The sequence below is a fragment of the Capnocytophaga periodontitidis genome (genome assembly GCF_016126015.1).
GTDB lineage: Bacteria > Bacteroidota > Bacteroidia > Flavobacteriales > Flavobacteriaceae > Capnocytophaga > Capnocytophaga periodontitidis.
In genome coordinates this window covers 294195-308446 of record NZ_JAEFDB010000002.1, presented here as the reverse complement: position 1 = coordinate 308446, position 14252 = coordinate 294195, and the positions used below count along the sequence as shown (strand labels likewise).

7 protein-coding genes are annotated in these 14252 nt (G+C 40.6%); all 7 read right to left on the bottom strand.

Features of this window, described 5'->3' with window-relative positions:
• Positions 1-285: 285 nt before the first annotated feature.
• On the bottom strand, positions 286-1140 hold the full coding sequence (locus I7X29_RS05650) for a hypothetical protein (protein WP_198465622.1): 855 nt from the start codon (positions 1138-1140) through the stop codon (positions 286-288).
• A gap of 124 nt (positions 1141-1264) precedes the next feature.
• Positions 1265-2209: a hypothetical protein gene (locus I7X29_RS05645; protein ID WP_198473255.1), complete on the bottom strand. Its 945-nt coding sequence runs from the start codon at positions 2207-2209 to the stop codon at positions 1265-1267.
• Between the two features lie 172 nt (positions 2210-2381).
• Positions 2382-4127, bottom strand: a complete 1746-nt coding sequence (locus I7X29_RS05640) for a TonB-dependent receptor (protein ID WP_198473253.1) — start codon at positions 4125-4127, stop codon at positions 2382-2384.
• Between the two features lie 64 nt (positions 4128-4191).
• Complete coding sequence (locus I7X29_RS05635) at positions 4192-7194, bottom strand: tetratricopeptide repeat protein (RefSeq protein ID WP_198473251.1); 3003 nt, start codon at positions 7192-7194, stop codon at positions 4192-4194.
• 90 nt (positions 7195-7284) lie between these two features.
• Positions 7285-11136 carry a glycoside hydrolase family 2 TIM barrel-domain containing protein gene (locus I7X29_RS05630; protein WP_198473249.1) on the bottom strand — a complete coding sequence of 1284 codons (3852 nt, stop codon included), beginning with the start codon at positions 11134-11136 and terminating at the stop codon, positions 7285-7287.
• Between the two features lie 495 nt (positions 11137-11631).
• On the bottom strand, positions 11632-13041 hold the full coding sequence (locus I7X29_RS05625) for an alpha-amylase (RefSeq protein WP_198473247.1): 1410 nt from the start codon (positions 13039-13041) through the stop codon (positions 11632-11634).
• A gap of 170 nt (positions 13042-13211) precedes the next feature.
• Positions 13212-14252, bottom strand: coding sequence for a SusE domain-containing protein (locus tag I7X29_RS05620; RefSeq protein WP_198473245.1), 1041 nt, complete (start codon positions 14250-14252; stop codon positions 13212-13214).

The following is a 14252-nucleotide window of genomic DNA, read 5'->3' as shown; positions in this document are numbered from 1 at the left end:
TTCGCATTTAAAAGCCTAACCCCCGTTCCCCCTTCCCGAAAGGAAGGGGGCAATCCGCAAAAGTGATTTTATAAAGAGAAAACATCTAATATTCTCTACTATTTTTGTAGTTTATTAATAAAGTATAAACCTATTATCTTAAATGCGAATGCCGTGGTTAGGTGTCAGATATTAGGGGGATAGGGGTCAGGGGGATAGGGGATATAAAAAACTTTGCCAAAGGTGCGAGCTGTACAGCGGGGAACTTTGGCAAAGTTTGTAAGGGATTTAATTGTCACTTAGTTTTTAGTAAGTAAGGGTTTGGGTAGCGGTACCAGCTACAGATTTTATAACTATTTGTGTAGGTTTGTTTACATTATTATAGCCATATTCAGCAACTCCTGCTTTATTAGGGAAATTCTTCTGAGCTACATATCTAAACCTTCTGTCATAGTTTATACTCATTTCTACGGGACTTATTGATCCTACTTCAGGAGCTATAATTTTAAAGGCAGGATGCGCATTATAGTTAAGACCTGTAGTATAAGTATAAGTAGCAGTCCAACCTAATGACTTATCTTCTAACAGATTACCATTATCGTCGAAAGTATAAGTGTTTGTATTAGTAAAAGTACCTCCTCCATTATCTCGAACTTCTACTTTTGTAGCTATCACTGTATTGTTAACATATTCATATTGAGTAGTTGCAACAGTACCAGCTCCTTCAAATACTAATTTAGCTACTCTATCGTCAGTATCGTAAGAAAAAGTAGAGGTAAAAACACCTCCATACTGACTCATTAGAGTGCGTTCTACTTGTTTCTTTTTGTTATAAGAAAGTTTTAAGATAGTAGGAACAGTTCCTGCTTTTTCTTCTTTTACTTCAGTAAGATATTTGTTATTATCGTAAGTAAAAGTGAAAGTTTTAAGACCTTTTTGGGTATTTTGTAAAGTAACTGTTCTAAGCAAGAGGTCTGTTACAGTATAAGTAATGGTAGAGGTGCTTCCGTTTTCTTCTGAAACAATAGTTTTAGGATAGTCAAAGCCTACGGTATAAGGGCTTGCGGGCTCAATACAGGGGCCTGGAGGTGTTTCGTCGTTGTCTTTTTTGCAGGCTACAACAGTGAGTGCAGCGGCTGCTAATAGTAATAATTTTTTCATTTGTGAGATGTGTTTAAGTTAAAAAAGTAAGTATTCGATTTTTTTTTGTAAGGGCGTTTGCAAAACGCCCTTACAAATGTGATACAAAATATTATCTATTTTTTAGATAAACTCTACGAAAAGATTAGTAGTTGTAAATAGTTGTTTCAACTACAGTTTTCATATTAGCACCTACCTGTTTCTCATAGGTACATACTCTTTGGGTAACATTACCATCGGCATCATAAGTATAGGTGTAAGTTCTATTTGGATCATAGCCTTTTACAACTGTTTCTTTTTTAAGATTATTAGGTGAGGAAACGAATTTATACTCATCAGCATAACCATTCAAGTACTCATCTTTAAAGAATTTGAACACCCCTTTGCTTTGATAGTTAGGTTTATCATCATATTCAAGGGTATATTCACTCTCTATTGATGAAGGCACTTCTAATACTTTTGTAGAAACAGGGTTACCTTTAGCATCTAAAACATAGATGTAATGCCTATCTTTATAGTTAGGATCAGCATCTTTTTGAACTATCTTGATTTGATTTGCCACTGAGTAGTCATAGGTATAAGATTTATCTTCGTGAGGATCTTTATAGGTACTTGAAATAATTTTATTTTGAGCATTATAATCAAAAGTTCTCGTTAAGGTACCTTTAACAATGGTTGTTAGTTGTCCCTTGCTATTGTAAGAGAATTTTTGAGGCTGCTCTCCACGTCCTTCTATTGAAGTGAGATAGTTCTTGCTGTCATACGCTAATGTGTAAGCAAAATTTTCTCTGTGATTAGATTCACTATCATCAATATTCACAGCTACTTTTTTTAGCAATGAATTCTCAACAGTGTAAGTTACTGTGTTAGTAGCTGTTATTCGTCCACCTACAGTAGTTATTTTAGTGAATGATTTAGGATACTTAAAGTTCACTGTAGTAGGAACTGAACTTTGGTCAGCTGTTACAGTAGGAGTTTGAGTTTGTGGTGTAGGGCCTGGTGCTGGAGGAGGAGTAGGATCACCGCCATTGTCTTTTTTGCAGGCTACAATAGTGAGTGCAGCGGCTGCTAATAGTAATAATTTCTTCATACGTGTGTAAGTATTATAATTAAACGGGGCAAAGGTAACGTTTATTTTTTATACCACGTGTTAAATAAAAGTTAAATCTATCGTTTTTTTTCATTGAGCGATAAAAAACTTTGCCAAAGTTACGGGCTGTGTGGGCTCGAAACTTTGGCAAAGTATGTGATTTTATTACTTGTTATTCTCCTAATTTAAAGATGTATTTGATTCCTGCAAAGGCTTGGATGCTTTGCGATGGGTAATACACCCAATTTTCGTGACGTTGACCAGTGAGGTTATTGGCTTTTAGAAATACTTGCCAATTCTTATTAAAGGTATAATCGATATGGAAATTCAAATCTAAGTAGCCACCGAGACTGATTTTTTCGGGCACAGCACTTCCTATTTGATAATCGAGGTCTTCACGTGTACCGGTGTAGAACAAATCTATCCCTGTGAAGAGATTAGGTAGGATTTTGAAATCGGTGTAGAGGGATACGCGTACATTAGGGAGATTCCAAGCGGTTTTATCACGCTGGGTACGAGCTTTGTAGTTGTTGTACTGACCTGTAAAATTGAAAGTAACTATATCCTTCAAATTACCACCTATTCCTGCCAAGAACTCGAAATCGCTTACCTCATCGTACAACAAGTTGAAAGAGTTATAGTACTGATATGGCAAGGCTTCTACCCCTAATTGAGGGCGCTCGCTATTGGTGGTAAAAAGGGGCATTTCTTTATATTGACGATAACTTCCTTTTACGCGATATTGCAAATCACTGCCTACCTTGCCATTTACCCCCACAAAGCCATCTACTTGTACATTGGTAGGTTTGATTTCTTGCATAGGTGCAAGATACGGATTGGCTTTGGTGAGTTTCTCAACAGTGTTTTGCTGCATACCTCCGCGCACTCCTGCGTGCAATATAGCGCTATCGGTGAGGTTGTAAGAGGCTTCGACATCGGGATAGGCTTTGAACTTGTTGTCTACTGATTTATTGGCATCGGCATACATTAACGATACGCCTAATTTTACATTGAGGTTATCGATGACTAATTGGTAAGAAGGATTGACTCCAAAGAGCATCCAGCGGTTGGAGATATCGTTGATGAGATTATCCTTGCGGGTAAAACTACCTTCGTAATAATCGACGAGTACATTGGCGTTGATTTTCTGTTCATCGGTGAGAGGAGCTTCAAAGGAAGGTTGAGCTTTTACATTGGTTTCCTTGCTTTGGAAATGGTCGGAGAGCCCACGAATAGCGAAATCAATCCCTTTGAAATAAGGGTTCGTCCATTGCAAATAGCCTCCTAATCCATAATCGAAATAGATTTGGTTTACTTCATCTACCTTACCTCGCAAATCGGCATCAGTGAAAGTGTTTTTACGGATTCCATACCAATTGTGCAAACGTCGAGCTACATCGGCATTGAGCCCCCACAGCACATCTTGACTTTGGTAGTCGTAACGCAATTCGGCTGAGGAGTTGGAATAGTTCATATCGGGGACTACCTCATCGGCATCATCGGAAGAAGAGAGGTGGTTCAGCAAGAAAGAAGCACGCCCATTGTCGTTCACGTGATAGTTGAGATTGGCATCGGCATAGAAGGTATTGAGCATTCCTAAGCCGCCTGCTATATAGGAATCTTGATAATCTTCGCGCACTACTTTTTGTTTTACAGCAGCAGCGCGCCCTTTATCGGGTACGAAAGTGGAGGCAACGGGTACGGAATAAATCGTATAGTTGATTTTTTTCTTCTTTACAGTAAGCGAATCTTTAATTTTAGCATCTTCGCGTTTTTTATCGGCGTCGGCGATGGTAGGGGCATAGGATTTTACTACATCTACCACCTTAGTAGTGAGGCTATCTTTACGGCTTTGGGCTACTGTTGTAGCAGAAGCTAAAGCTAAAAGTATGAGTGTTATATAGGTAATTTTGTTCATTTTTTGTTTGTTTTTTTTAATTGTTGTTGTCGGACGAGTCGGACGGGCAGATTGCCATTCGCCCCTACTTTACTGATGAGTTGCTTTTAGCGGCTTCGGCTTTTACAGCGGCGAGCTCTTTTTTAGCTTCGGCAACCACTTCGGGGAACTCTTTGAAGTTTTTTAATACGCTTTCTAAGATGTAAGAGGCTTGATAAGCATCATTGAGTCCGCGGAAGTTTTTAGCCATCACGATAAGGCTTTTGGCAGCGAATTCTTTATGTCCACCATAATCTTTGGCGATTTTCTGTACGACCTCATTAGAGGCTTTGTAGTTACCATCTTTATTTTTGAAATAAGCATCGTAGTACAAGGCTTCGGCGGCAAGGCTACCGGTAGCTGTTTTTTGTACTTCTTGGTAATACTTACGTGCCTGCTCGTTGTTTCCTGCTTGGGCATAGGCGCGGGCGAGCACTATATAAGCATCGTTTTTGATGCGGGTATCGATAGATTTTTCTTCTAATACTTTATTGGCATATTCTATTGCTTTGTCGTACAATTTCTCGTTGTAGCACACGCGCATTAGGTTGCTTTGCGCATAAGTTCTATTCTGTGCGATGGTAGCGGTTTTTTCGAGTTCCTCAAGATAAGGTTTGGCTTTGAGGTAACTACCTGCATCAAGCAATATTTGGCACACGCGAGTGAGGGCTTGCTCGCCATACTCGTTAGAACCGCTTTTAGATACATTTTCATAATGGGTAAGCGCTTTGGCTTTCTGTCCGCTATTGAAATAGAGTTGCCCCAAGTAGAATTCGGCGTTGGTGCGGCGTAGTCCATTAGGGAAATCTTTGAGGTATTTCTCGAAAGCGGTGATAGCTTCTTTGCTGTTGTTTTGCAAATACTGGCGTTCGGCAGCTTCATAAGATGCACCTTCCAATTCAAGGTCGGTTACTTCAACATATCCTAAAGTTTTTGCCCAAGCGGCATATTCGTTCACTTTACCCATATCAACATAAATGAGTTTGGCTGAAGCGACCGCTTGTGATGCTTCATTGGTGTTAGGGTAATCCTTAGCAATGGTTTTGAAAAGGGTAAGTGCTTTTTGGTCTTCACCTTTATTATAATACACTAAACCTTCACGCAACATTGCACGAGGCACGAGCACATTGCCTTTGTATTCCTTGATGAGCTGCTGATAGTACTGCACTCCTTTTTCGGTAGCTCCTTTTGACACATAGGCGTTTGCCAACTCAAAGAGGGCATTAGGGCGCAAGTTAGAGCTTTTGTAGTTTTTGATAAAGCGCTCTAAATCTTCAATTTTGCTAGGCAATCGATCGACAAAACCGTAACTAATTGCTTTTTGGTAAGCTGCATAATCTTGGTCGGCTGATTTTGCTTCAATTAGCTTGTTGTAGCCTTCCATTGCAGGCCAGTATTTTCCGGTTACGAAATACGAATCGGCTAAGCGGAGCATAGCATCGTGTTTCCAAACATTATCTTTAGGACTTTGTTTGAGGTATTTCTCGAAATTGACGATTGCTGAAGCGTAGTTGTGTTGATTGAACTGTGAGTATGCTAATCCGTAGAATCCTTTGGGATATTCTTCGGTTTTGGCAGCCGCTGGATTGTTTACAAACTGAGTGTAGTAAGTTTCTGCAGCTTTGTAATCTTTTAGCTGATAAGCGGATTCACCAGCCCAATAAGACGCACGCGCTGAAAGACTTCCGCTACCGGCAATGGCTTTGGTGAGATACTGCAAAGCATCGGTGTATTGGAGTTCGTTGAAGAGTTCCAAACCGCGGTAGAAGGCTACTTTTTTGTAGGTTTCTTTATCTTTAGGGTCGTTAGATTTTTCTAACAGACTGATCGCTGCTTGGTAGTTACCAGAAGAGATATAGGAATCGACTAAAAGGGATTGTATTTCTTCTTTATTGTCGTTAGGATAGGCCGAAGCGTATGCTTGCAACACATTAGGCACACTTTCATAAGGGTTCCCAATTTCGTAGCTGAGGCGGGCGTAGTTCAAATGTGCATCTTTTTTAATTTGCTTATCGAAATCCATTTGAGAGGCGTTGCGGAAAGCGTTGAGTGCCTGCTGTTTTTGGTCGGTTTTGAGGTAACATTCGGCTAAGTGATAATAAGCGTTTTGGGCTACATTATCATTACCTCCTACAATTTTGTTAAATTGCTCGATAGCAGCCTTGTAGTCGTTATTTTTATAGAAAGCATAGCCTAAATAGTAATAATCGGTATTGGAGAATTTACCTTTTTTGCCTTTGTAGTTTTGCAAATAAGGGATAGCTTCTTTATATTTTTTCTGATTGAAGTAACTTTCGCCTATAATTTTGTTGAGTTCTGATATTTCTTGAGCGCTCTTGGTTTTGGCGAGTTGTTTTTTTCCTTCTTCAATAGCCTCGTCGTAAAGGGCTTGTTTGAAGTACATATTGGCTTGGAAGTAGGATACATTTTTGCTGAGAGTTGCATCGTCTTGCACTTCGCGGAAGTAACTTTCGGCTTTTGCGTAATCATCGGAGTCATAGGCTATATACCCCAGATAATACTTGGCGTTATCGGCGTATAGAGGGTTGTTCTGTACCGACTCGAAATAAGGTTTTGACTCAGCTTGTTTGCCTGTATGGAAGAGGCAGTAGCCTTTTTGGAAGTTGAAGCGCGCTTTTTCGTCGCTTGATATATTCAGTTCATCGATAGCTTCATACCACTCCAAGGCCTCGGCATAGTTACCTTGCTGGAAGTAGAGATTTGCCATTTGCAAGTAAGCTTCGCTGCTCATAGGCGACTCGGGGTGATTGACGATGAAGTTATTCACTAAGGCATCGGCGCCATCCTGATTGAGCAATGCAGCAATGGTGGCTACATAGTATTCACTTTGAGCGCGGATTGCCTTATCGGGGTTGGCGGTTTGCTCTTTGCGGAAGAGGTTTTGCGCAGGCTCATACAACTTGCGATTGTAGAGTTCTACCGCTTTTTGGTATTGCGATTGAGGGTGGGTAATGATTTCGGTTTCTTGTGCCCATAACCACTGACCGAAAGTCATCAGTGAGAGCACTGAAAAAAGTGTTTTTTTCATAATGTTTTACTGTTTAAATATTTAGGAAAAAGGAATAGATGCGGCAAAGATAGTAATAATTTGGGAATTAGGCAAATTAGGGGTTAGGGGTTAGGGGGTTTTACTTAGAATTTGTAGTTCTGCGCCACTTACGTAGTCTTGTCCGTATTGTTCGCTTAGGGCGGTGAATCGCAAATAGCGGGTTTTTACGGGTTTGTCGAAAATGGCTTTTTGGGGTCTGCCGTCTTTTAGAGGGAAAGTACCTTTATAGATTTCTTCCCAATGTTGCCCGTCGTTACTTACCGACACACTAAAATCTTTTACATCACCGGTTTTGTACTCATCACTGCGGGGTAAGTAGCTAATACCTGTTATGAGGGTTTCTTTCAGCAGCTCGAAATCTACCCAATGGGGGTATTTTGCGACGGTGACACTATAGGCGCTGTGCCATATAGTACTAGGGTCGTTGTCAAGCAGATGGGTTGCTTCACCTAAGCCTACTTCCTCACTGCTGGCAAAAATTACTTTCATCGGCACACTTTTATCTTTTTCTAAGTTTGTTACAAAAGCAGGTGCAGGAGTACTGGGGCTCACCTGTGCTTGAGCGGCTATTTTTTCGTTTTCATCAGTTCCTGAAATGCGGACTTTTATAGGGCGTATGATAAAGCCAAAATGCGTAGGGCTTGCTGTTACTCTATCGCGGATGAGCGGAGTGGGGCCACAACTGTTACCGCCTACCCCCGTAGTGGCAGCGCTGAGTTGCAGATAAGTAGCATCGGACTCAGGCAATTGGTAAGGATGCCCTGCCAAAGTGAGTTGCTGAGGTGAGTGAGCTAAAGCTGAAAAATCCATTGTAGGATTGGCTACCAACAGCACTCCTATTTTGTTATCATCGTTTTTAAACGCTACCCAACGCGTATCTTGATGATGCCCCATATCCTGCGGCTTGGGGAAAGAAGAACCGCCTTCTGGAAGAGGAAAGGTTACCTCATCATTGTATATTCCTACAAAAGCTCCTGTTTTGCGATCGGAATAGTTATCTTGAGGGCCTCGACCGTAGTAAGTGGCATATCTAAATTTTTTAGGTAATTTGAGCTGATAACCTATTTGTGGTAATATAGCTGTTGGCACATTGGAGGCGATAGCCGCTTGTAGCTCAATAGAGCCATCGGGGTAGACAGTGAACACTTGGTTGGTAACAAAGCGGAAATCGTCATTATTAAAAGGTTTATTGGTAAATTCCTCAATATGATGGTCGGCTGCACTGGGTTTACCTACGAGTTGTGCCCCATTAGGCGCTTGTGATTGTACGGTGAAGGCAAAGCTATAACTGCCATTGGCGTTTTTGGTTACTTTGTGTGATAAGGCTTTATGTTGCAGATTGTGTAATCCTTTGGCAAACCACTGCTGGTACGCCCACACATCGTTGTTTAGAAAAGCGCGAAAGGCATTGAGTTGAAAATCACTATTTTCTACAATAGATTGTTCGCCATATTGCAATTTGGCAATGGTGCCTTTTTCAAAATCGAATTGCACAGAGAAGTCTTTACCTGCAAGGGTTTTCTGGTCTTTGCTAAGAGTGAGTTTTTCTCCTTTGGCTACTGAAGCAATAGGTGATTTTTCTACTTTCTTTTCAGTCCAATGGAGTTGTTCAGCTGCTTGTACAAAACCTTTTTTAGCCCAAGGCATATCTTCAGCGAGTTCAAACTCGAAATTGATATAGTAATCGGCATCTTCTTTAGGAAGGTAACCTATATTTACTCTGTCACTTTTTTGTGGAGGAATAGCGTCTATTGAAAAGTTTCCTTTTTTTATTTCAAAACCGTTTTTGTAGAGTTTCCACACGCCTTTTAAATGTGATAAAGTGCGGAAGTAGTTTTTATTAAAAATTTCAAAGATAAGAGGAGACATTATATCCTCTTTAAGAAATGAGGCATATTTAGAAACCGCTACTTCTTGATAGACTTTTTTCACTTCGGCGAGTTGTGGTTTCGGTTTGCGATCGGCGAAAATGAGTCCGTTCATCACGAACTGACCGTCGTTAGGGTAATCGCCGAAATCACCACCATAGCCCTCATAACGAATGCCGTTTTTTGTATAATTATAGATTGATTGGTCTACCCAATCCCAAATTGCGCCACCACAGATGTAGTTGCTGCTATCAATCGCTTTCCAATAATCGGCGAGATTGCCCATAGCGTTGCCCATAGAGTGGGCATATTCCGAGATGTGGAAGGGGTATTTGATATCCAATTCACCGGTAGCAGCTTTCTCAACCCACGCTACCGATGGGTATTGGTTAGAGCCCATATCGACGATACTGTTGTTGCGTTCGTACTGCACAGGGCGGCTTTTATCGATGGTTTTCAGGTGGTTGTAAGCTGCTTTGAAGTTGTCGCCAGGGCCTGCTTCATTTCCTAAAGACCAAATCACGACAGAAGGTGCGTTGTAAGTAGCTTCTACCATTTCGGTTACGCGGGCAACGTGTGCATTTTCCCATTCTTTGGGATGTGAGAGCGATTCCTTGCCATAATGATATTCGTGTGACTCGATATTGGCTTCATTTTCTAAATAGATACCGTACTTATCGCATAGGTAGAACCAATAAGGATCGGGAGGATAGTGAGAATTGCGCACGTGGTTGATGTTGTTGCGTTTCATCAAGAAGAGGTCTTCTTGCATTTGTTCGTGAGTGAGCGTGTGCCCCTGTGCGGGGTGTGTTTCGTGACGATTTACGCCTTTGAGTTTGATTGGCTGACCATTGAGATAATAGACTTTATCTTTAATCTCTACTTTGCGAAAGCCAAAGTATGATGAGACCGTTTCAACCACTTTGCCTTTTTTATCTAATAATTGAGCGACGAGCACATAGCGATGAGGAGCTTCGGCTGACCATAATTTAGGTTTTTCCACAGCTATAGTAGTGGTGGTTTTACCGAGTGTTTTTGGCGTTAGCACACTTAATGAGGTTTGTGTTTGAACAGCTGTAGGGATTACATCATCTTCATACAGTGTAACTTCATACATCACATAGCGCAATTGATAGTGTTTTGCTGTTTTGGCACTGAGGTTGCGTACTTCAGTATTTATATTTAGTTGCCAAAGGTTTTCATCTTTTGTATCGGTAAGGATGTTCAAATTGAAGATTTGTACTTTTGGGGTAGCGCGCAGGGCGACAGTTCTAAAAATCCCTGGTAAGCGGAACATATCTTGAGATTCGAGGAAAGAGCCATCGGAATTGCGGTACACTTCTACGGCTACTTTATTTTTGTCTTTTTGAAGATAGGGGGTAATATCAAACGAGGCTACATTACGAGAGTTTTTAGAGAAACCTACATATTTGCCATTGATCCACAGATAGAAGAAAGAGTCTACCCCATCGAAATCGATGAAGATTTCGCGTCCGTTCCAGTTAGCAGGGACTTCAAACTCGCGCACGTAGGAACCTACTTCATTGCGATAATCGTAGGTTGTCCAATCTGTTGGAGGCGTGCGCATTACTCCTTTGCGCCAATCGTCGACCTTGCGTTCGTGGTAGAAAATCACGGGTTGGTTCACATAGATAGGCAGACCATATTTGAGCGATCCGTTTTTTTGGATACCATAGACATTCCAATTAGACGGTACGGGAATAGCATCCCATTTTGAGGTATCGTAATCGGTTTTATAGAAGTCTTTAGGGCGCTGCTCTGGGGTTTTGCACCAATGGAATCGCCATTGCCCATTGAGAGATTGCCAATAGGGAGCATACTCGGACAATACTTGTGTGGCTTGTTTTTCGTTGTTGAACGAAAAGAAGTAGGCTCGCGGATACTCTTTGTTAAGAGATAGTTTTTCGGGTGATTGCCACTCATCACCTGTAGGGACAACAGGGTTGCCATAAGCGAAGCCTGCTAAGGTTTTGTGTTGGGCAGTAGCTGAAATGGTAGCGACTAATGTAAAGGCTAAAAAGTAGTTTTTCATTTGTTGTAAATTTGTTGAAAGCCCCCGAACCCCCGAAGGGGGACTATCCGCAAAAGCGAGTACATACCAATTGTAGGGGGCAAAATGTTTTTTATGTGGGCGTTTGCAGCACATACCCAGCTATCGCTGGCTTTCCTACATAACACACTCTAAAAGTGATTGATTATCAGGTTTATAGACTTTGTCAAAGTTTTGGGACTTTGACAAAGTTTATGATGCAAAAGCGATTTTTAGACTTTTCGGACAGCCTCTTTTTTAACTCCCACGAATTTCACGAATTTTCACGAATTTTGGAATGTATAAAACTCTTTACTTTATATTATCTCACTAATTTTCACCTGACAGTGAATTATTTTGTGAATATATTACGATACAAAGCTGTAAATCAATATTCTGTTATATTGAACTGACACTAAATAAATATTTTTAAGTAGTTGTGAATAAAACAGCGAACTACTTGTGATGAGTAGCTCGCTGAGTGTAAAACTAAAAAATTTATTGGCCGACAGACCAAATAGTATAGCTGTTAGCGGGGACTTTTAGGGTTACACGCCCCTCGTTATTGGTAGCGAAGCGCTCGGTAGAGTTACCTGTATAGTCTATTAAGATTTTGCCTTTGAAATGGGTGGTAATGGTACGCTCGGCAGGGGTGTTGCCATTGTTGAGGAACAACACTAAACCAGGACTTTTGTCTTTACCCAAACGCGAGGCTACATACTCGGTATTAGAGGCTAAGTGGAATTTTTCTTCACCTGCTGCTAAACTGCGGTTGATAAGCATCAACTTTTGCAATTTGGTTTTGTTAGTAGAATTTTCATAATCGGTATAGAAAATACAAGGGTAACCGCTGTGGGTAAGGATATAGGCATAAGCCATTAGTTTTTTATTCTTAGGGATGGTATTATCGGGGTGGACATCGTTTCTATCGTCTACATCGTGGTTACCGACGAAAGTTACTGCTTTATCGGGGCGCAAAGTGCGCAACATAGGGTGCTGGTCGCTCATTAAATGGTGCATATCATTTTGGCTATCCAAGGCTTTTTCTACGGCATAATAACAAGCAAAATCGAAGGCTGAAATACCGGAAGCATCTACCCAATTTTTAAGGGTTTCGGGGTTGCCGTCCCAGAGTTCACCTACCGCAAAACCGCCAACAGATTTCATCCATTCCTTGATGACCCACGCTCCAAATCCTTTTACATAATCGAAACGCCAGCCATCGAATTTCATTGTATTTTTGTAATACTTAGCTACTGATTCGTCTTTTTTCCACAACCAATCTTGTACATAAGGCACTCTGTGTGCAAGGTCTAAAAAGAAACCACCTCCTTCATCGGATGTTTCAATAGCATTAGGGTGAAAATGCTCGTAATTGCGATTAAATTTTTCGGAAGCGTTACCGTGAGTTTTATCAAACAGTGTTTCTGTTTTTTCGTTGTTTTTATAAGGGTTTATCTCCTCTCCTCCCCCATTGCAATGATTGATTACAATATCGGCGATTACTTGCAAGCCTTTTTCGTGGGCTTTGCTGATGAGGTTTTCGAGTTCACTGCGTGATCCGAAGCGTGTTTTGGTAGTGCCGTGTTGGTCGTACTCGCCAAAATCAAAATAATCGGAGGGGTCGTAGCCCATAGAATAGCCCCCAGAAGCGCCTTTGGTGGCAGGAGGCAGCCAAATACGGTCTACGCCATTAGCTTTCCAATCGTCGAGTTTTGGGGTAATGGTATTCCACCATTCACCGCGAGGTTCTACATCCCAATAGAAGGTTTGCATCATCACGCGATTACCGTTGTCAATTTTAGTAAGGTCGATGGGTGATACATTTTGTGGGGTAGGCTCGCCTTTATTATCCTTTTTGCAGGATAACAAAGAGCAAATTGCTAATAAATAGATGTATGTTTTCATATTTTTAGTGTTTAATTATTTTTTGAGACTTAGAGAAACTCAGAGAGACTTGGAGGAACTCAGAGAAATGTTGATTATCAATATAATAAACTTTGCCAAAGTTTTAGGCTTTGGCAAAGTTTAGCGCCGTAAAGGCAATTTTGAAACTTTTAGGTACTCTTTTAAATGGATTATTTTTTTTCTATTTTGTAAGTACCTTTGTTAGTTGCATCGAATGAGAAAGATACGTTATAAGTACCAGCGGCTACTTTGATATTCTTACCTCCAGAGGTAACATTTCCTTCGAGGTCGGTAGCGGGATCAGTAGTGCTATCAGCACCAAAGTTAGTACCCCAATCACTATTTAAGCGGAATTTAAGACTTCCTTCATTTGCTATAACTACATTTTCAGCAACCCAAGAGTTGGTACTACCTTTATAAGTCATTTTAATATCAGGAAGACCGGTGTTACCCCAATTATTTAAGTCGCCTACGATACCCCAAGAATAAGTTTCGATAGTATAGGTATTATTGGATAAATTCCAAGTGATTTTGTAAGTACCTGCTGTTACAGGAATATTATTTCCTCCTTCTTTATCAAGCACTCCATCTTTGTTTTTATCACCCCAGTCATTACCATCCCATTTGTTACCTTTGCGGAATTTGATTTCACCAGTGGTTAAAGTCGCATAAGCTACGAGGGTTCCATTTTCACCATTCCAAAAAGAAATATCAGGTCCATTCCAACCATTAGGAGTTGCACTACCTACTACACCCCAATCACTTGGTTTGATTTCATCAAGGAAAGGAGTTACATTTAGAGTATTCTTTTTTGAAACAATACTACGTTGGTCACTAAGGGCAGCTTTTACATACACTGTTACGTTAGTAGCTGTACCTGCAGGGACTTTTAAACCAAGAAGATAGTCGTTCAATTCTTTAGTAGTGAAGGTTAAAGGAGACTGTTTCACAGAGATAGGTTTCACTTTACCTCCATATTCTAAATTGACTGTATAGGTAGGAGCTACAGCTACATTAAAATCTTTTTCTTCCCAACTTACGGTAAGGACAGTAGTGTTTGATTGTGTTTTATCTAACACTATTGTATTAGTTGATAGCGTAGACTCTACTTGAGCATTAGCACTCATTGTCACCTTGTCCTCATCTTTTTCACAAGCTACGAACAAGGTAAGTCCTGAACATAATAATATAGATTTAAATATATTTTTCAT